Here is a 25,530-nt window from a genome sequence, read left to right as displayed (position 1 = left end):
GGTTTTCCTCTGGGGGCCGGGTGGCCCCCTTTTTTTGTCCACCCGGCAGCCGCGAGACTGATCAGAAGCGCATCTGCCACTGGCCGACCACAGCATGGTTGCGACTGTTGCTACCCAGCTCGCCGGTGTAACCGATGCCGACGCTCTGCCGCGCACTGACACCCAGGTCCAGGCCGGCTTCGACCATCAGGCTGTCGCGGTCCAGGGCGCTGCCTTCGACACTGAACGCATTGCCACCACTGGCAAACGCCTGCCGGGTGCTGTTGTCGACGTCTCCATAGGCATGACGCCAGCCCAGGCTGCCACGCGGGGTCAGGCTCATGCCGTTGTCCAATTGGCTCAAGTGAGCCAGGCGCACGCCGAAGGTGCTGGTGAAGTTGTCCTGTGTCTGGGCGTCCACGGCGAGGGCGGCGGCTCCGCCTTTTTCGCGGTAGCCGTCGCGGCTGTAGCGCTGGTAGCCCAGGTTGGCGAAGGGTTCGGCGCTGAGCCGGCCGCTGCCCAGGTCGTAGCCCAGTTCGGCGAAGGCTTGCTGGCTGTCGGCGTCGTAGTCGCCGCGCAAACGGTCACTGAAGCCGGCGAAGTCGACACTCCGCTTGCTGTTGCCATCATGCTGGCTGTAGGCCGCACCCAGGCGCAGGGCCAGCGGACCGTTCTGGCGCAGGGCGTAGATGCCTGCGTGCCAGCTGTCGATTTTGCCGTCCGCGCCGGATGCGTCCAGGTCGGTACGCGAATAACCGCCCAGCAGGCCCACGCGCCAGTCCGGGGTCAGTGCCCATTCGGTGCCCAGCACGGCGCCCGAAGTCCGTTGTTCGAGGCCATCGCTGCCGTGTTCGCCATCAAGCTTGCCGTAGCTGCCCAGTGCCTGGACCCAGACACGGCCCTGTGCGTTGGGGTCGTTGAGGTTGCGGGCCTGGTCGGGTATGCCGCTGGCGGCCAGCACCGGCGTGTCTTGTGCGCCCAGACCCACCAGCAGGCCGCTGCCGCTGCCCATCTGGCGCATGGCCGAGAGCATGCTGCTGCCGACCTGGGTGGTACCGGCCAGGGTTGCGGCAGCCAGGTTGGCGTTGCTGCTGCCAGCCAGTTGCTCGATGGCCGCCCCTGCGCTGGCGGTACTGGTGCCGAGCAGGGCGTTGTACAAGGTGCCGCTGCTTGCGGCAGCCAGGCTGCGGGCCGCATTGCCGCCATTGGTGGTGCTGGCGAAGTCGGCGAAGGCGATGTCGTTGCGGGTGTAGTCGAGGTCGACCGCGGTCGCGCCGTAGCTCAGGGTCGGGGTCAGAAAGGCGTAGTCGCTCGTCACCGTACCGAAGCGACCGTTCACGCTGCCCGCCTGCAGCACGGTGTAGCGGCTTTGCCAGGGGTATTCGCCACTGCTCGGGACAACGGCCAGGGTGGCGCCGTCGAGATTGGCCGCGCCTGCGACCTGCAGCGGCGCACTGCTGCCATCGGCGTTCACCCCATACGCCAGGGTTGCGCCGCGTGCCAGTGTCAGGTCGCCGTTGACCAAGGCAGTGCCCAGTTGGCTGTTGCTCGACAAGGTGCCGTTGACGAGCAGGTTGCCCACTGCGCCACCGCCGGCGTAGACGCCGCCCGGGTCAACGCTGAGGTTGCCGGCAATACTGCCCTGGTTGATCAGCGTGGCGCCGTTGGCAATGCGACTGTCGGCGCTGAAGTCGCCGATGCTGGTGAGGGTCCAGGTGCCGCTCTGCACTTCCAGGGTTTCGAAGTGGCGGCTGTTGCCGAAACTGCCGCCGGCGTTGCCCTCCAGGATCACACGATCGCGGCCGCTGCCGCCGTCGACCACACCGTTGAAGCGACCACCGCTAAGTACGGTCAAACGGTCATCGCCTGCGCCCATTTGCAGGGCCTGTCCATTGCTGCCGCCAATGGAGCCGGCGTTTATGACGGTGTCGGCGAAGGCGCCATTGAGCTGCACGCCGAAGCCGTTGAGCCCGCTGATGCTGCCATGGTTCTCCAGATAGGTGGCGCCATGGGCCGAGCCATTGCTGCCATCGTCGATCAGGATGGCATTGTCGGCGCCGCTGATGGTGGCGCCTGCCGCATTGAAAATATAACCGCCGCCCATGGCGATGCCTTCGCTGGCATTGAGGGGATCGCCTGGCTTGGCACCGGATGCACCGGTGCCGCGAATGGTGCCGTAGTTCTCGATATGGCCGATGTAGTCGATGTCCACACCGTCGCCATCACCCACGGCCTGCAGGCCGGACACATCGCCGGAGATCAGGCCATGGTTGATGACCGTGCCATTGCCGTCCGAACCGTAGCCCGAGCCATTGCGGCCTATCAGCGTGCCTTCGTTGTACAGCAGCGCACCTTCGTCCGTGGTCAGGCCGTGGCGGCCGCCGCTGATCAAGCCATGGTTGTACACGGACACGCCAGTGGCCGCCGCCACGTCGATACCGTCGTACTTGTCGTCGAGGCTGAAGGTGTCGCCTGTGGATATCTCGCCGTGGTTGATGATCGTGGCATTGATGCCGGTTTTCATCGCGTCGTTCTTTTCGCTGCGGATCAACCCGCCGGCGCGGTTGTCGAGGGTGGTGGCGATGCCAGCGCTTTCCAGGGCTTCCAGATCGATAGCGCGCTTGTTCAGCGAGCGCAGCGTGCCACTGTTGTCGATGGCGATGGCGCCACGGCTGAAATCGTCCTTGATGCGAAAGGCATCGGACGAGCCTTGAATCAGCGCACCCGCGCGATTGATCAGGGTGTAGTTGCGCACTGCGCCGCTACTGGAGCTGTCGATGGCTCGATCGGCAGTGGAGATCAGCCGGCCCGAGTTATCCACAACCACGCCAGTACCCGCTGCCGAACCCTTGAGCTTGATCGCCTCGGCACTGGCCGTGATGCTCCCAGCCTTGCTCACCGTCAGGCGATCGGTATCGCTCAGGCTTTGCGTCGCCTGGATGGCGGTATCGATCTGCAGGTCTTTGGCGAAGGCCGCCGACATCGGCGTGCCCGGGGCGAGCAGAGCGATGGCAAGGGCGAGGCGGTGCGGAGAGTACGGCATGAGCGGACGACCTGATTGCAGTGAGGTCGTCCTGTATAGCCCCTGGTCTTTACAGAATTATTTAAACGCCGACGCGAAACTGTTCCAAGGGTTTGCGCTGGCCGGAAGAAGGCTGGTTGTCTACCGCCAGCCAGCCCTCGAACGCTGCCTCGATTGCCGGCCACTCGCTGTGGGTGATGGAAAAGTACGCCGTGTCACGGTTGCGACCCTTGACCACCATGTGCTGGCGGAACACACCTTCGAGGCTGAAACCGACGCGTTCGGCGGCGCGGCGCGAACGTTTGTTGGCGTTGTCGCACTTCCATTCGACCCGGCGATAGCCCTGACCGAATGCCAGCTTGAGCGCCAGGTAGATCGCCTCGGTGCCCTTGGGCGTGCGCTGCATGGAGGCGGCAAAGGCCACGTGGCCCACTTCCAGGCGTCCGTGCGCCGGCACGATGGACATCAGGCTGAGGATGCCTTCGGCTTTGTCGGTGTGCTGGTCGACCACGCAGAAGCCCAGCGGATCGTTGCTGATGGCATAGCCGTCGAGCCAGATGTAGAACAGCTCCAGGTCGTTGAAGGGGCCGTAGGGCAGGTAGTCCCACAGCTGCGCGTCGGACTGCGGCCCCTGCAGGGCTTCCCAGAGGTCTTCACCATGGCGCTTGGGATCGAGTTTCTCCAGGCGGATGAAGCGACCGTTCATGGTGGTCGCCACGGGTGCCTTTACGGGCTTCCAGTCGGATGCGGAGGCGGATGTGGGCATGGCAGCTCCTAGAGTGGCTTGCGAAATTGGATGAAACCGGGCTGCTCGGCGATATTCCGGTACAGCCCGATGGCGGTGCTGTTGGTTTCATGGGTGAGCCAGTGGACCTTGGCGCAACCGGCGGTCTTGGCGGTTGCGTAGACGAACTCGATCAACTGGCGACCCACGCCCCCACCGCGTACCGAAGCATCCACCAGCAGATCCTGCAGGTAGCAGGAGTTTTCAATGGTCCAGCACGAGCGGTGATAGATGTAGTGAACCATGCCGACGGCCACGCCGTCGCGCCAGGCAAGCGCCGCGTGCATGGGTTCGGCGTCGTCGAGCATGCGCTGCCAGGTGACCTGGGTCACGGCGTCGGGAATCTCGGTCTGGTAGAAAAGCTGGTAGGCCCGCCAGAGGTTCAGCCAGGCAAGATGGTCGGCTGCGGTAACAGGACGAATGGCGAGGTCGGACATGGTCGTGCTCCGGTGGGTCGTGACGGTCATCTTGGCATCTTGTGCGAGCGAGTGCATCCAACAGCACTCGGAAGATTATCCACACAGGTATCCACAGGGTTATACCCCCGGTTATGCACAGGTTTATCCACAGATCGCCCTAAGCGTCTGGTATTACATACAGTGAAATGGCTTGCTCAGCTGCGGTTGGACAGTTTCTGACCGGCGCGTCGAGGGAACGTTGCAAGAAGGTTGTTCACAAAATCCTGCGGGTGCCTGGCACCGATCACCTGCGGCCTGAAGTCGCTCTGGTCGCAGAGACGCATCAACACCTGGCTTTAGGTTTTATACTGCTGCGCTGTCTTGTCTCTCTATTCGGATGCTGCCATGAGTTCGACCTTTTCTGTTGCCCCACGGCGTGCACTGGGTGCGCCGCTGGTGGCGATCTCTCTGCTGGTGCTCGGCGGGGTGTTTCTCGCCGCTGCGGTGGGTTCGCGCCAGGTGCTGTTGTGGGCGGTCGGTGCGGCCCTGGGTCTGACGCTTTATCACGCAGCCTTCGGCTTCACGTCTGCCTGGCGGGTTTTCATCCGTGATCGCCGAGGCGCAGGGCTGCGGGCGCAGATGGTCATGCTGGCGCTGGCGGTGCTGCTGTTCTTTCCGGTTCTGGGTGCAGGCAGCCTGTTCGGCCAGCCGGTGGTGGGGCTGGTCGCGCCCGCCGGTTTGTCGGTGGTGTTCGGTGCCTTTATTTTCGGCATCGGCATGCAGCTGGGTGGCGGTTGCGCGTCGGGGACGCTGTTCACCGTCGGTGGTGGCAACGCACGCATGCTGGTGACCCTGCTGTTCTTCATCTGTGGCTCACTGATCGCGACCCACCATGTGGACTGGTGGTTTGCCTTGCCATCGTTGCCGGCGATCTCGATCGTCAAGAGCCTGGGCGTGGTGCCGGCGCTGTTGCTGAGCCTGGGCGTGTTCGCGCTGATCGCGTGGGTGACCGTGGGCCTGGAACGGCGTCGGCATGGGGCGCTGGAAACACCCGATGTGCGGGCGACGCCTGGTTCGAACAGGTTCCTGCGCGGGCCGTGGCCCCTGGTGTGGGGAGCAGTCGCGCTGGCGCTGCTGAACTTCGCCACGCTAGCGCTGGCCGGTCGGCCTTGGGGCATCACGTCGGCGTTCGCCCTGTGGGGGGCGAAAGTGGCCAGTGGGTTGGGCGTGGACGTGGGCAGTTGGGCGTTCTGGCAAACCGCATCCAACGCCAAGGCGCTGGCTGCGCCGGTGTGGGAGGACATCACCAGCGTCATGGACATCGGTATCGTGCTGGGTGCACTGCTGGCGGCGGGGTTGGCCGGGCATTTCGCGCCCAGCTTGAAGATCCCGCGCCGGTCACTGATCGCGGCCGTGATTGGCGGGTTGTTACTGGGCTATGGGTCGCGCCTGGCTTATGGCTGCAACATCGGTGCGTATTTCAGCGGCATTGCCTCTGGCAGCCTGCATGGCTGGCTGTGGCTGGTCGCCGCCTTCATCGGCAACAGCGTTGGCGTTCGCCTGCGTCCGTTGTTCTTTCCCAACGAAGCGCGCGTGGAACGCCTGACCGGCTGCTGAGTGACAGTGACACCGCGGCGCCTGCTTCGCGGCCGCTGACCGCTCCTACGGGATCGTGCAAGCTTCGCAGGAGCGGTCCGTGGCCGCGAAGGGCGCGCCGCAGTCTGTCTGATGCACCGCAGCGCCTGTTTCGCGGCCGCTGACCGCTCCTACGGATGTGCGCAACCCTTGCAGCAGCGCGAAGGGCGCGCCGCGGTTTCGATCAGGCCAGTTCGCCGCACAGGTCGAGTTCTACCAGGCGGCGGACTTCTTCCACCGGCAAGCCTGCACCCAGCAATGCGTGCAGCTTGCCCAATGCCGTCTCGCGGGTCATGCCGCCGCCGGAGAGCACGCCTGCATCGCGCAGGCGGCTACCGGCTTCATACACATCCAGTTCGACGCCGCCTTCCTGGCATTGCGTCAGCGCCACGACCACGATACCCCGCGCCTGGGCTGCCTGCAGCGCGTCGAGGAACGGCGCGTTGTCGGACGGCCCGGTGCCGCTGCCGTAGCATTCGAGCAGCAAGGCCTGCACCCCGCTGTCCACGACCGCCTGCAACAGCGGCACGCCGAGGCCGGGGTACAGCGGCAATACACCGATGCTGGCAGGCTGACGTGGCTGGCGATAATCCAGCGCCGCCGGCATCGGTGCGACCCTGGCGGCGCCACCTGTGCGCCGCAATGCGGCAAACGGATTGCGCCCCGAGCTGCGCACCTTGGCGCAGCGGGTCGGCGGCAGCAGGGCACCGTGGAAATGCAGGTGCACACCCGGCTCCAGGCCCCGAGCGAGATCTGCCAGGGCGCCGTTGACGTTTTCCCAGGCATCGCTGCCGGGCACCCCGGCAGGCAGCATGGAACCGGTGAACAGCACCGGTGCCTGGAGCCCCAGCAACTGGAAGCTCATGGCCGCCGCGCTGTACGCCAGCGTGTCGGTGCCATGCAGGATCAGTACGGCATCGCAACCCTGCTCATCCACCGCTCGAACCACGGCTTCGCGCAGACGCTGCCAGTAGGCCGGCGTCATGTTGGCGCTGTCGATCAGCGGCAGCAGCTCCTCGAAGCTGAATTGCGGCACCACCAGCTCAGGCTGGGCATCGAGTTGTTCGCGCATGCGCGCCTCGAAGCCCGAAGCCGGAGCCAGGCCATTGGCACTGGCCTGCATGCCGATGGTGCCGCCGGTGTACAGCACCCGCACATGACGGGCAGGGGATGCGATGCTCATGCAGAAGGCTCCTTAACGCTGGACGGGCAGGGGTGCCTGGGCCTTTTCATCGGCTGCCGACGGATTTGGTACCGGCCAGGCCTTCAGATCCAGGTCGAGGTCGGCGAACTGCCGCGAATCGAACACCGGTACCTTGATCCCGGCACTGCGCTGCGCATCATAGTCGCGCAGCAGGCGCAGGCCGGTCTTGAACAGCATGGCCAAAGCGATCAGGTTGACGAAGGCCAGCAGGGTCATGGTGATGTCGGCGAAGGCAAACACCGTTTCCAGGTTTTCGATGGCGCCCCAGAAGATCAGCAACAGCACGATCGCGCGGTACACCAGCACCGCCTTGCGGTTGTCGCCGATGAGGAAGCGCAGGCTGTTCTCGCCCAGATAATAGTTGTAGAGGATCGAGGTGAATACGAACAGCGACAAGGCGACACTGATGAACACCCGGCCCCATTCACCCACCACGTTGGCCAGCGAGTTCTGCGTCAGAGCAATGCCATCGCCCTCGAAGCCCGGCGTGTAGAAGCCCGACAGCAGGATCACCAGTGCGGTACAGGTACAGATCACGAAGGTGTCGAGGAAGACGCTGAACGCCTGCACCACGCCCTGTGCAACCGGGTGTTCGACCTGCGCCACGGCGGCCACGTTGGGCGCACTGCCCAGGCCCGCTTCGTTGGCGAACACACCACGTTTCACGCCCATGACGATGGCGCTGCCGAGCAGACCGCCGAATACCGGGTCCAGGCCGAACGCGCTGCGCACGATGGTCGCCAGCATTTCCGGAACCTGATCGAACTGCAGCACGATCACATAGAGGCTGACGGCGATGTAGGCCAGGGTCTTGACCGGCACCAGCAGGTCGGCGACCGCCGCGATTCGCTTGATACCACCGAAGAACACCAGGCCCAGCAACGCGGCCAGGCCGACGCCGGTCCAAGTGGTGGACAGGCCGAAGGCATCGTTCAGCGAACTGGTGACCGCATGCGATTGCAGGCCGTTGAAGGCAAAGCCGAAGGTCAGCAGCAACAGCACCGCCATGACCATGCCCAGCCAGCGCTTGCCCAGGCCGTGCTGAATGTAGAACGAAGGACCGCCGCGGTATTGGCCGTCGGGGTCGCAGCGCTTGTAGGCCTGCGCCAGTGTACATTCGAAGAAGCTGCTGGCCATGCCCACCAGGGCGGTGACCCACATCCAGAACACCGCGCCCGGGCCACCCAGGGTCACGGCAATGCCGACGCCTGCAATGTTACCGGCGCCGACTCGCCCGGCCAGGCTGAGCATCAGTGCCTGAAACGAGCTGAGCTGGTCTGAACTGTTGCGCAGGCTGTCGCGGAACACACTGAACATGTGCAGGAAGTGGCGCAGTTGGACGAAGCGCGAGCGCACGGTGAAATAGCCACCGAGGCCGACGATAAGCACGATCAGGACTTTTCCCGAGAGGAAGTCGTTGATGACTTCAAGCATGGGGGTTACCTCGTCAAGTTCAAAAGGGCGGCACTATACCCATAGGTGTAAGGCCGCGCAGCTTTTTGGTGCATAGGACTGGGCATATTCATCTTGTGGGATGTTTGACCCAGGGCGTTACAGCGGCACAAAAAAAGGGCTCCGAAATTGCTCTCGGAGCCCTCAAAAGGTGAGAGGTGTCTAGTCCCTCGACCTGGTGAGCGTACGGCCGGCTCAGGCCTTGAGGGGCACGAGGCGCGGCGCGATCATGTTTTCCGGGCGCAGGATGTCGGCCAGCATGGCGTCGTCGAGCAGGCCTTCCTCACGTACCAGCTCCAGCACGCCGCGACCTGTCTGCAGGGCGATGCGAGCGATACGGGTGGCGTTTTCATAGCCAATGTAGGGGTTCAGCGCGGTGACCAGGCCGATGGAGTGCTCCACCAGCTCGCGGCAGCGCTGTTCGTTGGCGGTAATGCCGACGATGCAGTGTTCACGCAGCATGTCCATGGCGCGCTGCAGCAGGCGGATGGAGTCGAAGATCTTGTAGGCGATCAGCGGTTCCATGACGTTGAGCTGCAACTGCCCGCCCTCGGCGGCGATGGTCAGGGCCAGGTCGTTGCCCATGATCTCGAAGGCGCACATGTTGACCGCTTCGGGAATCACCGGATTGACCTTGCCCGGCATGATCGAGCTGCCCGGCTGGCGCGCCGGCAGGTTGATCTCGTTGATGCCGGTACGCGGGCCGCTGGACAGCAGGCGCAGGTCGTTGCAGATCTTCGACAGCTTGACCGCAGTGCGCTTGAGCATGCCGGAGAACAGCACGAAGGCACCCATGTCGGAGGTTGCTTCGATCAGGTCGGCGGCGGGCACCAGCGGCTGGCCGCTGATGGTGGCCAGGCGCGACACGGCCAGGGCCTGATAGCCCGGGTCGGCGTTGATGCCGGTGCCGATGGCGGTGCCACCCAGGTTGACTTCGGTCAGCAGTTCCGGAGCCAGGCTGCGCAGGCGGTTGAGGTCTTCGGTCAACGTGGTGGCGAAGGCCTTGAATTCCTGGCCCAGAGTCATCGGCACGGCGTCCTGCAGCTGGGTCCGACCCATCTTCAGCACGTGGGCGAATTCCACGCCCTTGGCGGCGAATGCCTGGATGAGGCTGTCGAGGCTGGCCAGCAGGGCGTCATGGCCCAGCAGCAGACCCAGGCGAATGGCCGTCGGGTAGGCGTCGTTGGTCGACTGCGCCATGTTCACGTCGTTGTTGGGGTGCAGGTACTGGTATTCGCCTTTCTGATGGCCCATGACTTCCAGGGCGATGTTGGCGATCACCTCGTTGGCATTCATGTTGGTGGACGTACCGGCGCCACCCTGAATCATGTCGACCACGAACTGATCGTGGAAATCGCCGCGCACCAAGCGGGCACACGCTTCACTGATTGCCGCATGCTTGGCGGTGTTCAGATGCCCCAACTGGTGGTTGGCATCGGCGGCGGCCTGCTTGACCATGGCCAGGGCCACGACCAGCTTGGGGTAGTGCGACAACGGCACGCCGGAGAGGCGGAAGTTGTGCACGGCGCGCAGGGTTTGAATGCCGTAGTAGGCTTCAGCCGGGACTTCGAGAACGCCGAGCAGGTCTTTTTCAGTGCGCAGTGATGCAGCGGAGGACATGATAGAGATAATCTCTGTAGAGGCCCGGCAAGTGCCGGAATGCTTGCAATGCTAGGCCTGTAGCAGATTTGCGGCTAATGCTGATGCTTGCTGGGGTATGCATAATCGGCATAATGGCGCATGTGACGCGCAAGGGCGATCAGGCGTATTCCAATGACGTCGGTGTTGTCCGCCGACGCGGCTTGCGCCGCTGCTACAAGGGATCCCTGTAGCAGCGGCGCGAGCCGCGTCCGGCTTTACACGCTGCCCGAATCAACGTACCGAGAACCGACATGAACCTGGAAAGCAAATGGCTGGAAGACTTCAGCGCCCTGGCGGCCACCCGCAGCTTTTCGCAGGCGGCTGAACGCCGCTTCGTCACCCAGCCTGCGTTCAGCCGGCGTATCCGCAGCCTGGAAGCTGCGCTGGGCCTGACGTTGGTGAATCGATCGCGCACGCCGGTCGAGTTGACCGAGGCCGGTCAGTTGTTTCTGGTCACGGCGCGCACGGTGGTCGACCAACTGGGCGAGGTCTTGCGTCATCTGCATCACTTGGAAGGCGGGCAGGGTGAAGTCATGCAGGTGGCTGCAGCGCACTCGCTGGCATTGGGGTTCTTTCCGGGCTGGATCGCGAAGCTGCGCAACGACGGCCTGCCCATCGCCACGCGTCTTGTGGCCACCAACGTCGGCGATGCAGTGCATGCGTTGCGCGAGGGCGGCTGCGACCTGATGCTGGCGTTCTACGACCCCGATTCGGCGATGCAGATGGACCCTGAGATATTTCCGTCCCTGCATCTGGGCACCACCGAGATGCTGCCCATCTGCGCCAGCGACGCCCAGGGCCAGCCGTTGTTCGACCTGGAAGGCGAGGGCAGCATTCCACTGCTGGCTTATTCTGCAGGCGCGTTTCTCGGGCGCTCGGTGAACCTGCTGCTGCGCCAGCGCAGCCTGCGCTATACCACGGTGTACGAAACCGCCATGGCCGACAGCCTGAAAAGCATGGCGCTCGAAGGCCTGGGGATCGCCTGGGTGCCGCGCCTGAGCGTACGCGCCGAGCTGGCTCGCGGCGAGCTGGTGGTGTGTGGCGGGCAGCAGTGGCACGTGCCGTTGGAGATTCGCGTGTATCGCTGTGCGTTGGTGCGCAAGGCCAATGTGCGGCTGTTGTGGAAGCGGTTGGAGGGTGCGGCGGCGGGCAGCGCCTGACTCGATTCGGCGGTGCTGCCTTCGCGGCCACTGGCCGCTCCTACGCAGAGCCATCGTGATCTCCATAGGCGCGGCCATCGCGATCTCTGTAGGAGCGGCCAGTGGCCGCGAAGGATCCAGCACCTGTTTCACTGACCTGAAAGTCAACAAACCCGTGCTTCGCAGCCATTTGACGGTCGGTCGAGATGGCTGCAATAAATCTTCATTCTTACGGTATACTGCGCGGCCTTCGGCCGGTCTGTTCCGGCCATTATTCGCATAACGAGCCACGCCGGTCTTCCTGCGTGGCTCGTTGTTTTTTGACGCGCCTGCGGGCGCCCAAGAGAAGAGGCTCGACGATGAGTGCATTGGTTGGCGTGATCATGGGCTCCAAGTCCGATTGGTCCACCCTTAGCCACACCGCCGATATGCTGGAAAAGCTCGGTATTCCCTTCGAGGTCAAGGTGGTTTCCGCCCACCGCACCCCGGACCTGCTGTTCCAGTATGCCGACGAGGCCGAAAGCCGCGGCATCGAGGTGATCATCGCCGGCGCCGGCGGCGCGGCGCATCTGCCAGGCATGTGCGCGGCCAAGACGCACCTGCCGGTGCTGGGTGTGCCGGTGCAGTCGTCCATGCTGTCGGGCGTCGACTCGCTGCTGTCCATCGTGCAGATGCCGGCGGGCATTCCGGTCGCCACACTGGCCATCGGCAAGGCCGGCGCGATCAACGCCGCGCTGCTGTCGGCCAGCATCCTGGGCGCCAAGCACCCGCAGTTCCACACTGCACTGAAAACGTTCCGCGCCGAGCAGACAGACAACGTTCTGGACAATCCCGACCCGCGCCAGGCCTGAGGTTCTTTGACATGAAGATCGGTGTAATCGGTGGCGGCCAACTGGGCCGCATGCTGGCCTTGGCCGGTACCCCCCTGGGGATGAATTTCGCTTTCCTGGACCCGGCGCCCGATGCCTGTGCCGCCCCCTTGGGCGAGCACCTGCGGGCCGACTATGGCGACCAGGATCACCTGCGCCAGTTGGCCGACGAAGTCGACTTGGTCACCTTCGAGTTCGAAAGCGTTCCGGCCGAGACCGTGGCGTTCCTGTCGCAATTCGTACCGGTGTATCCCAGCGCCGACGCGCTGCGCATCGCCCGTGACCGCTGGTTCGAAAAAAGCATGTTCAAGGACCTGGGCGTGCCGACGCCGACGTTCGCCGACATCCAGTCCCAGGCCGATCTCGACGCCGCGGTGGCCAGCATCGGCCTGCCCGCCGTGCTGAAAACCCGTACCCTGGGCTATGACGGCAAAGGCCAGAAGGTCCTGCGCAGCGCCGTTGATGTGGCCGGGACCTTCGCCGAACTGGGCAGCGTGCCGTGCCTGCTCGAAGGCTTCGTGCCCTTTACCGGCGAAGTGTCGCTGATCGCCGTGCGCGCACGCGATGGCGAGACCCGCTTCTACCCGCTGGTGCACAACACCCACGAGGCCGGCATCCTGCGCCTGTCGGTGGCAAGCACCGCGCATCCACTGCAGGGGCTGGCCGAAGACTACGCTGGTCGTGTGCTGGAGAAGCTCGACTACGTTGGCGTACTGGCGTTCGAGTTCTTCGAAGTGGACGGTGGCTTGAAGGCCAATGAAATCGCGCCCCGCGTGCACAACTCCGGGCACTGGACCATCGAAGGCGCCGAGTGCAGCCAGTTCGAAAACCACCTGCGCGCCGTGGCCGGGCTGCCATTGGGTTCGACCGCCAAGGTCGGCGAAAGCGCCATGCTCAACTTCATCGGCGAAGTGCCGGCAGTGGCGCAGGTCGCGGCCATCGACGACTGTCATCTGCACCACTACGGCAAGGCGTTCAAGGTCGGCCGCAAGGTCGGTCATGCCACCGTGCGCTGTGCCGATCGCGCCACGTTGCAACGCCAGATCGCCGAAGTGCAGGCCCTTATCCAGGGTTGAGGAACCATTGCCGACCATCAACCCTCTGATGGCTGTACGCCAAGGCTGCTATCGCAGCTTGGCATCAAGCCTGTTCATATCAGAGGGAATATCATGGGAATCATCGGGACTATCTTCATCGGCTTGATCGTTGGTCTGCTGGCGCGTTTTCTGAAGCCTGGCGATGACAGCATGGGTTGGATCATGACCATTCTGCTGGGTATCGCCGGTTCCCTGGCTGCGACCTACGGTGGTCAGGCGCTGGGTATCTACCGGGCTGGCGAAGGTGCCGGCTTCCTCGGCGCGCTGGTCGGCGCGATCATCCTGCTGGTGATCTACGGCATGGTCAGCAAGAAGCGTTGATTCAACGCGCCTGATACCTGCGGCAGCCCTGCAGGTACCTGACTGGTTGCACCGCAGCCCCCCTCGAGCTTGCCTCGATGGGGGCTGCGTCACGTCTGGGCTGTGGTTAGAATGGCCGACTTTCCACTCTGGGCCCTGCCATGCGCCGACTTCTACTGCTCTGCTTCATGTTCGCCGCAGCCACTGCGCACGCTGAACTGCCGGAAACCGACTGGCTGCAGCTGATGCCCAAGGCAGACCAGCAGGCCTTGGAGCAGATGCCCGAAATCGACCACGACTCACCCGAGGCGCAGGGCACGTTCACCGAAAAGGGTGGCATGAAGCAAGCCAAGGGTCTGCCGGCGGTGATGTATTCCACCAAGACCGTGGCGGCCATGAACGGCAAGGACATTCGCATCGGCGGCTACCCCGTTCCGCTGGAAAGCGATGCCAAGGGCAACAGCACGCTGTTCTTCCTGGTGCCATACCCAGGCGCGTGCATTCACGTTCCGCCGCCGCCGCCGAACCAGTTGATCCTGGTGCGCTACCCCAAGGGGCTGAAGCTGGCCGATATCTACACGCCGTTGTGGGTCACGGGCAAGGTCAAGGTGGAGAAGGTCAGCAACGACCTGGCCGATGCGGCTTATGCGCTGGATGCGCAGAAAGTGCGGGTGGTAGAGGAGTCGGATTTGTGATTCTGCAGGTCTGGCCTCTTCGCGGGTAGAAGGCTCGCCGCCCGCCCCGCTCCCACAGTGGGGCATACAGCGTCCATGTGGGAGCGGGCTCTGCCCGCGAAGAGGCCGGACCTGCCTGCAAATATCAAAGCTCTGAAGCTGTAAACCTCACACCCATGGCACACGCCGCACCGGGTGCCAGCGTCACCACGTCATCCCAGACGTTCGCCGTCTCGATGCACAACATGCCCTGCCAACCGTCGTCGGCCATGTCCGGCAAGGCCGTGGCGCGCTCGACCCACGGGTTCCACACCACTGCGCTGCGCGAGCCGGTGGAGGCGAGGGTCACCCGACGTTGCCAGCCTGGGTCGACGAAACTCAGCTGCGCTGGAGTATTCAGGTAGATCCGGTCGGTTTCGCCGGCAAACCCGAGCACGCCAGCCTGCTGGCGGGGCTGCCAGCCGTCCAGGGTTTCGATGTACGTCAGGCCGCCCAGGCACTCGACGGTGGCCTGACGCACGTCGCTCACCGCAAAGTAGCTGTGCAGCGCCTGGCTCAGGCTGACGGGATGGTCGTCCAGGTTGCGACTGTGCAGGGTGATCTCCAGCGCCTCGCCAAGTACCACGCACAGCCTGACCTCGACCTTGTGCGGCCACCCTGGCAATTCACCGCGAGCTGCCTGCGGCACGCTCAATTCGACCTTGATGCCCGATTCGAGCTGGTCGATACCCAGCAACTCCCAGTCCAGCGTCCGCACCAGGCCGTGGGCAGGTGCCTCGTCGCTGGCGGTGCGCATGGCCTGTACCGCCTCGGGATTGCGCCCAAGGTTGCCGAACCATGGCCAACACACCGGCACGCCGGTGCGAACGGCCTTGCCCGGCTTGTAGAGGGCGGCCGGGTTGGGCCAGATCAGCGGCTGCTGACCGTGACGCTGATAGCTGATCACCTGGGCGCCTTGTTGCGCGATCAGCAGCTCAGCCTGATCGGTGCTGATGCGCCAGCAATTGAGTTCATCGAGCTTGACCGATTCGACCTGCGGCTCAGACATGAAGAGTTCTCGCTATGGGTTCAAAAAGTCGGCTGATGCGCCGGTGGTACATCAGCGCCGCGGTGGTACCGCGCGCGTACGGCCGCTGCCGTCGATGGCGACGAACACGAAGACGGCCTCGGTGACCTTGCGCCATTCGCTCGACAGTGGATCGTCGCTCCATACCTCGACCATCATCTGGATCGAGCTGCGGCCGATCTCCAGGGTCTGGGTATAGAAGGACAATTGCGCGCCGACGGCAACCGGGACCAGGAACGCCATGCGATCGATGGCTACCGTCGCCACCCGTCCACCGGCGACCTTGCTGGCCATGGCCGTTCCGGCCAGATCCATCTGGGCGACCAGCCAGCCGCCGAAAATATCGCCAAAGCCGTTGGTTTCGCGCGGCAGCGCGGTGATCTGCAAGGCCAGGTCGCCTTGGGGGATGGGATCTTCTTGTTCGAGTTCAATCATGCCGGGGGGGCCTCTGACCCGTGACGCTTTATTGGAGTGGCGCATTGATCGGCGCCAATGACAAAAGCCTACACGGCTTTTCTTTCAACTGGCGCACACAGGGTACCTCTGCGAAATCGGCTACAACGCTAGCTGCGTTTTCGCACAACACCCTTTAATTAAGGCCAGTATATAGGCGCAGAACCGCCATAACGACCGTTCGCTGTCCAATTACTGCGATTGCCAATACAGGCCATGTGCTTTTTCTAGCAATTTGCTATCGTGCCTGCACTGCCAAACCCAAAACAGCAACAAAGCTGTGGATTTGTATATAAGAGAACATCACATGACCGCCGCGCCTTCGAGTATCGCTCCGCCTTCGCGTCCGCTGACCCGCAGTGATTACAAGACACTTTCGTTGTCCGCCCTGGGCGGTGCACTTGAGTTCTACGACTTCATCATCTTCGTGTTCTTTGCGGCGGTGGTGGGCAAGTTGTTCTTTCCTGCCGACATGCCCGAGTGGCTGCGGCTGATGCAAACCTTCGGCATCTTCGCCGCTGGCTATCTGGCGCGGCCGCTGGGCGGCATCATCATGGCGCACTTCGGTGACCTGTTGGGGCGCAAGAAGATGTTCACGTTGAGCATCTTCATGATGGCCGTGCCCACCCTGATCATGGGCCTGCTGCCCACTTACGCACAGATCGGCATCTTTGCGCCCATTCTGTTGCTGTTGATGCGGGTGATCCAGGGCGCGGCCATCGGCGGCGAAGTACCCGGTGCCTGGGTGTTCGTCTCCGAGCATGTGCCGGGGCGCAACGTCGGCTATGCCTGCGGCACGCTGACCTGCGGCTTGACCACCGGGATCCTGCTGGGCTCGCTGATGGCCACTGCCATCAACAGCATCTACACCCCGGCCGAGGTTTCGGACTACGCCTGGCGTATTCCTTTCCTGATCGGCGGTGTGTTCGGCCTGGCGTCGGTGTACCTGCGTCGCTGGCTGCATGAAACCCCGGTCTTCGCCGAACTGCAGCAGCGCAAGGCGCTGGCCGCCGAAGTGCCGCTGCGCACGGTGCTGCGCGACCATCGTGGGGCCGTGGCCATTTCCATGCTGCTGACCTGGTTGCTCTCGGCGGGGATCATCGTGGTCATCCTGATGACCCCGACCATTCTGCAGACCCTTTACGGCTTTACCCCCAAGCAGTCGCTGCAGGCCAACAGCCTGGCCATCGTGTTCCTGAGCCTGGGCTGCATCGGTTCGGGCGCGTTGGCTGACCGCTTCGGCGCCGGCAAGGTGTTCGTGGTCGGCAGCCTGGCGCTGCTGGCCACCTCCTGGACCCTGTTCCACAGCCTGCACGCGCATCCCGACTGGCTGTTTCCGCTGTATGCGGTGACTGGCCTGTGCGTGGGCGTGATCGGCGCGGTGCCCTACGTGATGGTCAAGGCGTTCCCGGCGGTGGTGCGTTTCTCCGGCCTGTCGTTTTCGTACAACGTGGCCTATGCCATCTTCGGCGGCCTGACGCCGATGGCAGTGACCCTGCTGATGAAGTCCAATCCCATGGGGCCGGCCTATTATGTGGCGGCGATCTGTGTGATCGGCTTCCTGTGCGGGTTGTACCTGATGGCCAAGAAGCGCTGAATCCGTTGGCCTCGTTCGCTGGCAGAGCCTGCGAACGAGGCCCGCACGGAGGATGATGGCCATTCATCCTACTGTCACAATCCTTTCATAGAGTGTCCCCACGGCCCGCCAATACCGAGCGCCGAGTCAACACCCTTTTCTGGATTTGCTAGGAGCAAGGCATGAAACTCACGCGTTTGATGGCCGCCATGACCTTCGTCGCCGCAGGCGTTGCCACTGCCAATGCGGTAGCCGCCGTCGACCCTTCCATCCCTGCCTACGTCAAGACCACTGGCGTGTCGGGCAACTTGTCCAGTGTGGGCTCCGATACCCTGGCCAACCTGATGACCTTGTGGGCCGAGAACTACAAGAAGGAATACCCGAACGTCAACATCCAGATCCAGGCAGCAGGTTCGGCCACGGCGCCCACGGCGCTGATCGAAGGCACCGCCAACCTGGGGCCCATGAGCCGCAAGATGAAGGACACCGAAATGGCGGCCTTCGAGCAGAAATACGGCTACAAGCCCACGGCCATTCCGGTGGCCGTCGACGCCCTGGCCGTGTTCGTGCACAAGGACAACCCGATCCAGCACCTGACCATGGAACAGGTCGACGCGGTGTTCTCCTCCACTCGCCTGTGTGGCGCCAAGGCCGATGTGAAGACCTGGGGCGACCTGGGCGTGACCGGCGACCTGGCCAACAAACCGGTGCAGCTGTTCGGGCGCAACTCGGTGTCCGGTACCTATGGCTATTTCAAGGAAGAGGCCCTGTGCAAGGGTGACTACAAGGCCAACGTCAACGAGCAGCCAGGCTCGGCCTCGGTGGTACAGTCGATCAGCAGCTCGCTCAATGGCATTGGCTACTCGGGTATCGGTTACAAGACCGCCAGTGTGAAGACCGTCCCGCTGGCCAAGAAAGGCACCAGCGAGTTCATCGAAGACACCGAGGAAAACGCCCTGAACGGCAAGTATCCGTTGTCGCGCTTCCTCTATGTGTACGTCAACAAGGCGCCGAACAAGCCGCTGGCGCCGCTGGAGGCCGAGTTCGTCAAGCTGATGCTGTCCAAGCAGGGTCAGGAAGTCGTGGTCAAGGATGGCTACATTCCCCTGCCGGCCAAAGTCGCCGCCAAGGCCCTGGCCGACCTGGGTCTGAAGGAAGGCGCAGACGTCGCCAAGCAATAAACATCGCCACCCCGTAGGAGCGGCCGGTGGCCGCGAAATGAGCGCCGCGGTACACCTGATGCACCGCAGTGACAGGTTCGCGGCCACAGACCGCTCCTACGGGATTAACCTACATCCATTCGCCGACGGCCCTGAGCCGGCCGGCAATTTTGTCGCGTCACCTCATTGTCATGTTTCTGTCATACAGGATCGCTAGGGTGTGCGCATGAACGATCTGGCCAATTCCCCGATGACCCCGACTTCTCCACCCAAGCGCATCGATTTCAACACCCCCGAGATGCAGCGCAAGCGGCGTATTCGCGCGCTCAAGGATCGCTTCACGCGCTGGTATGTGTTGGTCGGTGGCCTGGCCGTGCTGGCCGCGATCACCTTGATCTTCTTCTTTCTCGCCTACGTGGTGGTACCGCTGTTCAAAGGGGCAGAGCTGACGGTCGAGCCGCCGCTGCATCCCGCTTGGCTGCAGGATGCCGGCAAGCCTCTGGTGTATGCGCTCGAAGAGCAGAACGAGGCGGGCATGCGCGTCTCGGAGCAGGGCACGGCACTGTTCTTCAATGCTCATACCGGGGAAGAGCTGTCGCGCACGGCGTTGCCGATTCCCGCCGGCGTGACCGTGACCGCCAGCGCCAAGGACCAGCCAGGTGCGCCACTGGTGGTACTGGGCCTGTCCAACGGCCAGGCTCTGGTGTTTCGCCACACCTACCGGGTGACTTACCCGGATGGCAACAAGACCGTCACCCCGGCGATCGAATACCCCTACGGCAACGCCCCCATCGAGCTCGACCCCCAGGGCCGCGCGCTGGAGCGGGTGAGCATCAATGCCAGCGATTCCAGCCTGATCCTGGCCGGCTCGACCGGTGACCAGCTCCACGTGCTGCAGCTCACCCGCGAAGAAAACATGATGACCGGCGAGGTCGCCAACGAGCAGAAGCGTATCGAGCTGCCGCAGATGAACCAGGCGGTGAAGGCGATCTTCATCGACCCGCGCCAGCAGTGGCTTTATGTGATCAATGGCCGTGCCCAGGTCGATGTTTTCAGCCTGCGCGACCGCAGCATGAACGGCCGCTACAAGCTCAGCGAAAACGCCGACACCCAGATCACCGCCAGCGCCCAGTTGGTCGGCGGTATCTCCCTGATCATCGGCGACTCCAGGGGCGGCCTGGCCCAATGGTTCATGGCTCGCGACGAAGACGGCGAACCACGCCTCAAGCAGATCCGTACCTTCCAGATGGGGCACGCGCCGATCATCCAGATCAGCTCCGAGCAGCGACGCAAGGGCTTCACCGCCCTGGATGCATCCGGTCAGCTGGGAGTTTTCCACAGCACTGCGCACCGCACCCTGCTGATCGAGCCCGTGGTCGATGGTGCGGGTATCTACGCCATGGCGCCGCGGGCCAACAAGCTCATGGTCGAAGCCAACGGCGCGTTGCAGCCATTGACCCTGCACAACCCGCATCCGGAAGTGTCCTGGAGCTCGATGTGGAGCAAGGTCTGGTACGAAAACTACGACAAACCAGCCTATGTCTGGCAGTCGACCGCAGCCAACACCGATTTCGAACCCAAGATGAGCCTGGCGCCGCTGACGTTCGGCACCTTGAAGGCCGCGTTCTACGCAATGCTGCTGGCCGCACCGCTGGCCATTGCCGCGGCGATCTACACCGCCTACTTCATGGCCCCCGGCATGCGCCGCAAGGTCAAGCCGGTCATCGAGCTGATGGAAGCCATGCCTACGGTGATCCTCGGCTTCTTCGCCGGCCTGTTCCTGGCACCTTATGTCGAAGGTCACCTGCCCGGTATCTTCAGCCTGCTCCTGCTTACCCCGCTGGGCATCCTGAGCGCAGGTTTCGTGGTCAGTCGCCTGCCGGAGTCGATCCGCCTGCGCATTCCGGACGGTTGGGAAAGCGCGATCCTGATCCCGGTGATCCTGCTGGTAGGCTGGTTTGCGCTGTACATGAGCCCGTTCCTGGAAACCTGGTGGTTCGGCGGCGACATGCGCCTGTGGATCAGCAACGACCTGGGCATCACCTACGATCAGCGCAACGCGTTGGTGGTGGGCCTGGCCATGGGCTTCGCGGTCATTCCGAACATCTATTCGATTGCCGAGGACGCCGTGTTCAGCGTGCCGCGCGGCCTGACCCTGGGTTCGCTGGCGCTGGGCGCCACACCCTGGCAGACCCTGACCCGGGTGGTGATTCTGACCGCCAGCCCAGGCATCTTCTCGGCGCTGATGATCGGCATGGGCCGGGCCGTGGGCGAAACCATGATCGTGCTGATGGCCACCGGCAACACACCGGTCATGGAAATGAACCTGTTCGAAGGCCTGCGCACCCTGGCGGCCAACGTCGCGGTGGAAATGCCCGAGTCGGAAGTGGGCGGCAGTCACTACCGCGTGCTGTTCCTCTCGGCCCTGGTGCTGCTGTTGTTCACCTTCGTCATGAACACCGCGGCCGAGCTGATTCGTCAGCGCCTGCGCAAAAAGTATTCATCGCTTTGAGAAAAGGTAGCCAGCTGTGAAGCAGAACTCCCTGAAAGGCTGGTTCAAGAGCGGCTCGCCCGGCGTATGGCTGAGCGGCGGGGCCGTGTCCATCGCGGTGATCATGACCCTGGGGCTGCTGGCGGTGATCGCCGTGCGTGGCCTGGCACATTTCTGGCCGGCCGACCTGATACACGCCAGCTACAACGTCCCGGGAATGGCCAACCACCTGGTCATCGGCGAAATCGTGCAGAAGGAAGAGGTGCCGCGCGAACGTCTGAAAAGTGCCGGCCTGCCGGTGCCGGACAGCGGCCCCGAATTCATGACCCGCGAGCTGGTCAAGGTCGGCAACCGCGACATCAACGGTGCCGATTTCACCTGGATCGTCGGCGACTGGTTGGCCGAGCAGAGCAGCCCGCCCGAGCTCATGGCGCTGGAGCGGCGCGAGTGGGGCAATTTCTATGGCTACCTGGTCAATATCAAGGAACAAGGCAAGGTCGTGGCCGAGGGCGAAACTGCCTGGCCGGAACTGCAAAGCCGCATCACCCGGGTCAGCGACTTGGCGGAGGCACTGAGGCGGCTGGAGAAGTCCGATATCGGCAAGGTCAACGCCGACCTGGAAAGGCTGCGTCTACAGACCCGTCGCCTGGAACTCGAAGGCCGCCTCACGCCCGTGGCCCAGGCCGACATGGACGCCGAGCGCGCCGAGCTCGACGCGAGTTACAAAGACATCGAAACCCGCCTGGGCGCGCTGCATGCCCAGGTCAATCGCGACAGCGTCACGGTGCGTGACGCCAACGGCAAGGAAATCGAGGTTCAGCTGGGCCAGATCGTCCACGCCTATCAGCCCAATGCCATGAATACGCTGACCAAGCTGGGTTTCTATTTCAGCAAGATGTGGGAATTCCTCAGCGATGACCCGCGCGAAGCCAACACCGAGGGCGGGATCTTTCCGGCCATCTTCGGCACGGTGATGATGACCCTGATCATGGCCGTCATCGTCACGCCGTTCGGCGTACTGGCGGCGGTCTACCTGCGTGAGTACGCCAAGCAGAATACCTTCACGCGTCTGATCCGCATTGCGGTGAACAACCTGGCGGGTGTACCGGCCATCGTCTATGGCGTGTTCGGCCTGGGGTTCTTCGTCTATGTGCTCGGTGGCTCGCTCGATCGGCTGTTCTTTCCCGAGGCCCTGCCGGCGCCGACCTTCGGCACGCCGGGGCTGTTGTGGGCGTCGCTGACCCTGGCCCTGCTGGCGGTGCCGGTGGTGATCGTGGCCACCGAGGAGGGCCTGGCGCGGATTCCGCGGACCGTGCGCGAGGGCTCGCTCGCCCTCGGCGCGACCAAGGCGGAAACCCTGTGGAAGATCGTCCTGCCCATGGCCAGCCCGGCAATGATGACCGGCATGATCCTGGCCGTGGCCCGCGCTGCTGGCGAGGTGGCGCCGCTGATGCTGGTGGGTGTGGTCAAGCTGGCGCCGTCGCTGCCGCTGGACGGCAACTACCCGTACCTGCACCTGGACCAGAAGATCATGCACCTGGGCTTTCATATCTATGACGTCGGTTTCCAGAGCCCCAACGTGGAGGCCGCGCGACCGCTGGTGTATGCCACCGCATTGCTGCTGGTGCTGGTGATCGCTACGCTGAACCTGTCGGCGGTATGGATTCGTAACCACTTGCGCGAGAAGTACAAGGCGCTGGACAGTTGAGGGGTGTGTCAGTGATGGCCCCTTCGCGGGCAGAGCCCGCTCCCGCAAGGGCGGTGAGCGCTCCGTCCGCGAACGGGTCATCACAGCCGCCGGAATATTCCAACGTTGAACCGAATTTGACAGCCTCTGGAGTCTGCCATGCAGCATGAAAACCCATCCCATGGCATCAACCTGTCGGCCCTGGGGCGCGACAAGCAGAGCCTGAACCTGGCGAAAGAGACCGTGGCCATCGAAGTGCCCGGCCTGAGCCTGTTCTACGGCGACAAGCAAGCGCTGTTCGACATCGGCATGAACATTCCCAAGCAGCGCGTGACCGCCTTCATCGGCCCGTCGGGCTGCGGCAAGTCGACCCTGCTGCGCACCTTCAACCGCATGAACGACCTGGTCGATGGCTGCCGCGTACAGGGTGCCATCAACCTCTATGGCCACGACATCTATAGCAAGGGCGAGGACGTCGCCGAGCTGCGTCGCCGCGTCGGCATGGTGTTCCAGAAGCCCAACCCGTTCCCCAAGACCATCTACGAGAATGTGGTCTACGGCCTGCGCATCCAGGGCATCAACAAGAAGCGCATCCTCGATGAAGCGGTCGAGTGGGCGCTCAGAGGCGCAGCCTTGTGGGACGAGGTCAAGGACCGCCTGCACGAGTCGGCGCTGGGCCTGTCCGGCGGCCAGCAGCAGCGTCTGGTGATCGCCCGCACCATCGCCGTCGAGCCCGAGGTACTGTTGCTCGACGAACCGTGCTCGGCGCTCGACCCGATTTCCACGCTCAAGGTCGAAGAGCTGATCTACGAGCTCAAGTCCAAGTACACCATCGTCATCGTGACCCACAACATGCAGCAGGCCGCGCGGGTGTCGGACTACACGGCGTTCATGTACATGGGCAAGCTGGTGGAGTTCGGCGATACCGACACGCTGTTCACCAATCCCGCCAAGAAGCAGACCGAAGACTACATTACCGGTCGCTACGGCTAGGGCTTCGCAGCGGTTGCTGGCATCATCCCGAGTGGACGCACCAAGGATTCGACCCATGATCAGTAAAGAAGGCCTCACCCATCACATCTCGCAGCAGTTCAACGCCGAACTCGAGGAGGTGCGCAGCCACCTGCTGGCCATGGGCGGGCTGGTCGAGAAGCAGGTCAACGACGCGGTCACCGCGCTGATCGAGGCCGACTCCGGCCTGGCCCAGCAGGTGCGCGAGGTCGACGAGCAGATCAACCAGATGGAGCGCAACATCGACGAGGAATGCCTGCGCATCCTCGCACGTCGACAGCCCGCGGCCTCCGACCTGCGGCTGATCATCAGCATTTCCAAGTCGGTGATCGACCTGGAGCGCATCGGCGACGAATCGACCAAGATCGCCCGTCGCGCCATCCAGCTGTGCGAGGAGGGCGAGTCGCCGCGTGGCTACGTCGAGGTGCGGCACATCGGCGACCAGGTACGCATCATGGTGCGCGACGCGCTCGACGCCTTCGCCCGCTTCGACGCCGACCTGGCCCTGTCGGTGGCGCAGTACGACAAGACCATCGACCGCGAGTACAAGACGGCGCTGCGCGAGCTGGTGACCTACATGATGGAAGACCCGCGCTCCATCTCCCGAGTGCTCAACGTGATCTGGGTGCTGCGCTCGCTGGAGCGCATCGGCGACCATGCGCGCAACATCTCCGAACTGGTGATCTACCTGGTGCGCGGTACCGATGTAAGGCACATGGGCCTCAAGCGCATGAAGCAGGAAGTCGAAGGCACCCTCGACAGCGCTAATGTTCTGGACCAACCTGACGATAAGTAAGGTGGCCCGACACGAACGCCCGGCCTTTGCCGGGCGTTTTTCATTGTGGGTCGAAGCGAGGCAGCCGTGTGGCCAGCCACGCCACGTGGCACGTGGCCCTTGGCGAGCGGTAATGCCTGCGCGGTTTTCAGGAGCGGTCGATGAGCAAGATCAGTGTACTGGTAGTGGATGACGCGCCGTTCATCCGCGATCTGGTGAAGAAATGCCTGCGCAATGCCTTTCCCGGCATCGTCGTCGAAGATGCAGTCAACGGACGCAAGGCGCAGTCCTTGATGATGCACAACAGTTACGACATGGTGCTGTGCGACTGGGAAATGCCGGAAATGTCAGGCCTTGAACTGCTGACCTGGACCCGCGAGCAGGAAAACAGCAAGACCTTGCCCTTCATCATGGTGACCAGTCGAGGCGACAAGGAAAACGTCGTGCAGGCGATCCAGGCCGGCGTTTCCGATTACATCGGCAAGCCGTTCACCAACGAACAGCTGATGACCAAGGTCAAGAAGGCCCTGGCCAAGGTCGGCAAGCTGCAGGCATTGGCCGCCGGGGCGCCGACTCGCCAGCAGGCCGCTTCGGCCTTTGCCAACGATTCACTCAGTGCGTTGACCTCGGGCCGTGCCGAGCCTGCACGGGCTGCAGCTCCGGCGTCTCGTCCTGCCAGCCCACTATTGGCAGGTGCAGCGCCGCCGCCCCCGCGAGCTTCAGCGCCCATGGGCCGCGGGCAGGGCCAACTGCGCTTGCCGGGTGGCAGCCAGCAGTGCGTGATCAAGGCCCTGAGCCTCAAGGAAGCGTTGCTGGTGGTACGCCGCGCAGCCGTGTTGCCCCAGGTGCTGGAGTTGGCTGTCCTGGACCTTGAGCAGGGCGAGAATGCCGAGGTGGCTCGCCTCAACGGCTACCTGCACGCCGTCGCCGCCTTCGAGCCCAAGCCCGACAGCGACTGGCTGCAGCTGACGTTCCGTTTTCTCGATCAGGATGCGCAGAAGCTCGACTACGTTTCGCGCTTGATCGCCCGTGGATCGGTGCAGAAACATTTCGTGCCAGGCGCCTGACAGATGGCACATTGCCGCTGCGCCGATACCTGCTAATCTTGGCGCTCGTT

The 25,530-nt window shown here is 63.6% G+C and carries 21 protein-coding genes; 13 read left to right on the top strand and 8 right to left on the bottom strand.

Annotated features, from left to right (window positions below):
* Window positions 1-61: 61 nt before the first annotated feature.
* The 3 genes from ONG87_RS20850 to ONG87_RS20840 all read right to left on the bottom strand — a co-directional run bounded on the left by ONG87_RS20850 (window position 62) and on the right by ONG87_RS20840 (window position 4,222).
* Window positions 62-3,022, bottom strand: a complete 2,961-nt coding sequence (locus ONG87_RS20850) for an autotransporter outer membrane beta-barrel domain-containing protein (RefSeq protein WP_264381968.1) — start codon at window positions 3,020-3,022, stop codon at window positions 62-64.
* 61 nt (window positions 3,023-3,083) lie between these two features.
* Complete coding sequence (locus ONG87_RS20845; protein ID WP_264381967.1) at window positions 3,084-3,767, bottom strand: GNAT family N-acetyltransferase; 684 nt, start codon at window positions 3,765-3,767, stop codon at window positions 3,084-3,086.
* 8 nt (window positions 3,768-3,775) lie between these two features.
* Complete coding sequence (locus ONG87_RS20840; RefSeq protein ID WP_264381966.1) at window positions 3,776-4,222, bottom strand: GNAT family N-acetyltransferase; 447 nt, start codon at window positions 4,220-4,222, stop codon at window positions 3,776-3,778.
* A 366-nt stretch (window positions 4,223-4,588) separates the two neighbouring features.
* On the opposite strand from ONG87_RS20840, the gene ONG87_RS20835 reads away from it, so the two are divergent.
* Complete coding sequence (locus ONG87_RS20835; protein ID WP_264381965.1) at window positions 4,589-5,800, top strand: YeeE/YedE family protein; 1,212 nt, start codon at window positions 4,589-4,591, stop codon at window positions 5,798-5,800.
* A gap of 202 nt (window positions 5,801-6,002) precedes the next feature.
* Here ONG87_RS20835 and ONG87_RS20830 read toward each other — a convergent pair whose 3' ends face one another.
* The 3 genes from ONG87_RS20830 to ONG87_RS20820 all read right to left on the bottom strand — a co-directional run bounded on the left by ONG87_RS20830 (window position 6,003) and on the right by ONG87_RS20820 (window position 10,094).
* Window positions 6,003-7,001 carry an asparaginase gene (locus ONG87_RS20830; RefSeq protein ID WP_264381964.1) on the bottom strand — a complete coding sequence of 333 codons (999 nt, stop codon included), beginning with the start codon at window positions 6,999-7,001 and terminating at the stop codon, window positions 6,003-6,005.
* Window positions 7,002-7,013: 12 nt separating this feature from the next.
* On the bottom strand, window positions 7,014-8,456 hold the full coding sequence (locus ONG87_RS20825) for a sodium:alanine symporter family protein (RefSeq protein ID WP_122479997.1): 1,443 nt from the start codon (window positions 8,454-8,456) through the stop codon (window positions 7,014-7,016).
* 213 nt (window positions 8,457-8,669) lie between these two features.
* Window positions 8,670-10,094: an aspartate ammonia-lyase gene (locus tag ONG87_RS20820; protein ID WP_122479996.1), complete on the bottom strand. Its 1,425-nt coding sequence runs from the start codon at window positions 10,092-10,094 to the stop codon at window positions 8,670-8,672.
* Window positions 10,095-10,366: 272 nt separating this feature from the next.
* Here ONG87_RS20820 and ONG87_RS20815 point away from each other — a divergent pair, with 272 nt between their 5' ends.
* From ONG87_RS20815 to ONG87_RS20795, 5 genes are all read left to right on the top strand, one after another.
* Window positions 10,367-11,275 (top strand): LysR substrate-binding domain-containing protein, encoded by a 909-nt coding sequence (locus ONG87_RS20815; protein ID WP_122479995.1) that lies wholly within the window; start codon window positions 10,367-10,369, stop codon window positions 11,273-11,275.
* Between the two features lie 338 nt (window positions 11,276-11,613).
* On the top strand, window positions 11,614-12,105 hold the full coding sequence (purE, locus tag ONG87_RS20810; RefSeq protein WP_122479994.1) for a 5-(carboxyamino)imidazole ribonucleotide mutase: 492 nt from the start codon (window positions 11,614-11,616) through the stop codon (window positions 12,103-12,105).
* Between the two features lie 11 nt (window positions 12,106-12,116).
* On the top strand, window positions 12,117-13,199 hold the full coding sequence (locus ONG87_RS20805) for a 5-(carboxyamino)imidazole ribonucleotide synthase (RefSeq protein WP_264381963.1): 1,083 nt from the start codon (window positions 12,117-12,119) through the stop codon (window positions 13,197-13,199).
* Window positions 13,200-13,292: 93 nt separating this feature from the next.
* A complete protein-coding gene (locus ONG87_RS20800) occupies window positions 13,293-13,541 on the top strand; it encodes a GlsB/YeaQ/YmgE family stress response membrane protein (protein WP_122479992.1) in 249 nt (82 codons plus the stop codon).
* Between the two features lie 140 nt (window positions 13,542-13,681).
* The gene (locus ONG87_RS20795; protein ID WP_192176187.1) at window positions 13,682-14,215 is read left to right on the top strand and encodes a DUF3299 domain-containing protein; all 534 of its coding nucleotides are present in this window, start codon (window positions 13,682-13,684) and stop codon (window positions 14,213-14,215) included.
* A gap of 124 nt (window positions 14,216-14,339) precedes the next feature.
* Here the strand turns inward: ONG87_RS20795 and ONG87_RS20790 are convergent, their stop codons facing one another.
* A complete protein-coding gene (locus ONG87_RS20790) occupies window positions 14,340-15,242 on the bottom strand; it encodes a D-hexose-6-phosphate mutarotase (RefSeq protein ID WP_185794653.1) in 903 nt (300 codons plus the stop codon).
* A 51-nt stretch (window positions 15,243-15,293) separates the two neighbouring features.
* Complete coding sequence (locus ONG87_RS20785; RefSeq protein WP_043192132.1) at window positions 15,294-15,695, bottom strand: acyl-CoA thioesterase; 402 nt, start codon at window positions 15,693-15,695, stop codon at window positions 15,294-15,296.
* Window positions 15,696-16,020: 325 nt separating this feature from the next.
* Between ONG87_RS20785 and ONG87_RS20780 the strand changes: the two genes are divergently transcribed.
* The 7 genes from ONG87_RS20780 to ONG87_RS20750 all read left to right on the top strand — a co-directional run bounded on the left by ONG87_RS20780 (window position 16,021) and on the right by ONG87_RS20750 (window position 25,480).
* Window positions 16,021-17,310, top strand: coding sequence for an MFS transporter (locus ONG87_RS20780; RefSeq protein ID WP_122479989.1), 1,290 nt, complete (start codon window positions 16,021-16,023; stop codon window positions 17,308-17,310).
* A gap of 161 nt (window positions 17,311-17,471) precedes the next feature.
* Entirely contained in the window at window positions 17,472-18,470 is a 999-nt protein-coding gene (locus ONG87_RS20775) for a phosphate ABC transporter substrate-binding protein PstS family protein (RefSeq protein WP_122479988.1), read from the top strand.
* 205 nt (window positions 18,471-18,675) lie between these two features.
* Entirely contained in the window at window positions 18,676-20,961 is a 2,286-nt protein-coding gene (locus ONG87_RS20770; RefSeq protein WP_264381962.1) for an ABC transporter permease subunit, read from the top strand.
* A gap of 16 nt (window positions 20,962-20,977) precedes the next feature.
* The gene (gene pstA, locus ONG87_RS20765; RefSeq protein ID WP_264381961.1) at window positions 20,978-22,648 is read left to right on the top strand and encodes a phosphate ABC transporter permease PstA; all 1,671 of its coding nucleotides are present in this window, start codon (window positions 20,978-20,980) and stop codon (window positions 22,646-22,648) included.
* A 138-nt stretch (window positions 22,649-22,786) separates the two neighbouring features.
* The gene (gene pstB / locus ONG87_RS20760) at window positions 22,787-23,620 is read left to right on the top strand and encodes a phosphate ABC transporter ATP-binding protein PstB (protein ID WP_122479985.1); all 834 of its coding nucleotides are present in this window, start codon (window positions 22,787-22,789) and stop codon (window positions 23,618-23,620) included.
* Between the two features lie 55 nt (window positions 23,621-23,675).
* A complete protein-coding gene (gene phoU / locus ONG87_RS20755; RefSeq protein ID WP_043192144.1) occupies window positions 23,676-24,434 on the top strand; it encodes a phosphate signaling complex protein PhoU in 759 nt (252 codons plus the stop codon).
* A gap of 140 nt (window positions 24,435-24,574) precedes the next feature.
* Complete coding sequence (locus ONG87_RS20750) at window positions 24,575-25,480, top strand: response regulator (protein ID WP_122479984.1); 906 nt, start codon at window positions 24,575-24,577, stop codon at window positions 25,478-25,480.
* Window positions 25,481-25,530 lie beyond the last annotated feature (50 nt).

Source organism: Pseudomonas sp. MM227 (assembly GCF_947090715.1).
Taxonomy (GTDB): Bacteria; Pseudomonadota; Gammaproteobacteria; order Pseudomonadales; family Pseudomonadaceae; genus Aquipseudomonas; species Aquipseudomonas baltica.
Note: the sequence above shows the minus strand (reverse complement) of the source record. Positions and strands in the feature narration are given on the sequence as shown.

Bases quoted from the DNA above. Each gene is read 5' to 3' on its own strand.
- ONG87_RS20850 (WP_264381968.1), bottom strand. From the start codon at position 3,022: ATGCCGTACTCTCCGCACCGCCTCGCCCTTGCCATCGCTCTGCTCGCC.
- ONG87_RS20830 (WP_264381964.1), bottom strand. From the start codon at position 7,001: ATGAGCATCGCATCCCCTGCCCGTCATGTGCGGGTGCTGTACACCGGC.
- ONG87_RS20840 (WP_264381966.1), bottom strand. From the start codon at position 4,222: ATGTCCGACCTCGCCATTCGTCCTGTTACCGCAGCCGACCATCTTGCC.
- ONG87_RS20795 (WP_192176187.1), top strand. From the start codon at position 13,682: ATGCGCCGACTTCTACTGCTCTGCTTCATGTTCGCCGCAGCCACTGCG.
- ONG87_RS20825 (WP_122479997.1), bottom strand. From the start codon at position 8,456: ATGCTTGAAGTCATCAACGACTTCCTCTCGGGAAAAGTCCTGATCGTG.
- ONG87_RS20750 (WP_122479984.1), top strand. From the start codon at position 24,575: ATGAGCAAGATCAGTGTACTGGTAGTGGATGACGCGCCGTTCATCCGC.
- ONG87_RS20785 (WP_043192132.1), bottom strand. From the start codon at position 15,695: ATGATTGAACTCGAACAAGAAGATCCCATCCCCCAAGGCGACCTGGCC.
- ONG87_RS20845 (WP_264381967.1), bottom strand. From the start codon at position 3,767: ATGCCCACATCCGCCTCCGCATCCGACTGGAAGCCCGTAAAGGCACCC.
- purE (WP_122479994.1), top strand. From the start codon at position 11,614: ATGAGTGCATTGGTTGGCGTGATCATGGGCTCCAAGTCCGATTGGTCC.
- ONG87_RS20800 (WP_122479992.1), top strand. From the start codon at position 13,293: ATGGGAATCATCGGGACTATCTTCATCGGCTTGATCGTTGGTCTGCTG.
- ONG87_RS20780 (WP_122479989.1), top strand. From the start codon at position 16,021: ATGACCGCCGCGCCTTCGAGTATCGCTCCGCCTTCGCGTCCGCTGACC.
- ONG87_RS20775 (WP_122479988.1), top strand. From the start codon at position 17,472: ATGAAACTCACGCGTTTGATGGCCGCCATGACCTTCGTCGCCGCAGGC.
- ONG87_RS20770 (WP_264381962.1), top strand. From the start codon at position 18,676: ATGAACGATCTGGCCAATTCCCCGATGACCCCGACTTCTCCACCCAAG.
- ONG87_RS20815 (WP_122479995.1), top strand. From the start codon at position 10,367: ATGAACCTGGAAAGCAAATGGCTGGAAGACTTCAGCGCCCTGGCGGCC.
- pstB (WP_122479985.1), top strand. From the start codon at position 22,787: ATGCAGCATGAAAACCCATCCCATGGCATCAACCTGTCGGCCCTGGGG.
- ONG87_RS20790 (WP_185794653.1), bottom strand. From the start codon at position 15,242: ATGTCTGAGCCGCAGGTCGAATCGGTCAAGCTCGATGAACTCAATTGC.
- ONG87_RS20820 (WP_122479996.1), bottom strand. From the start codon at position 10,094: ATGTCCTCCGCTGCATCACTGCGCACTGAAAAAGACCTGCTCGGCGTT.
- ONG87_RS20805 (WP_264381963.1), top strand. From the start codon at position 12,117: ATGAAGATCGGTGTAATCGGTGGCGGCCAACTGGGCCGCATGCTGGCC.
- ONG87_RS20835 (WP_264381965.1), top strand. From the start codon at position 4,589: ATGAGTTCGACCTTTTCTGTTGCCCCACGGCGTGCACTGGGTGCGCCG.
- phoU (WP_043192144.1), top strand. From the start codon at position 23,676: ATGATCAGTAAAGAAGGCCTCACCCATCACATCTCGCAGCAGTTCAAC.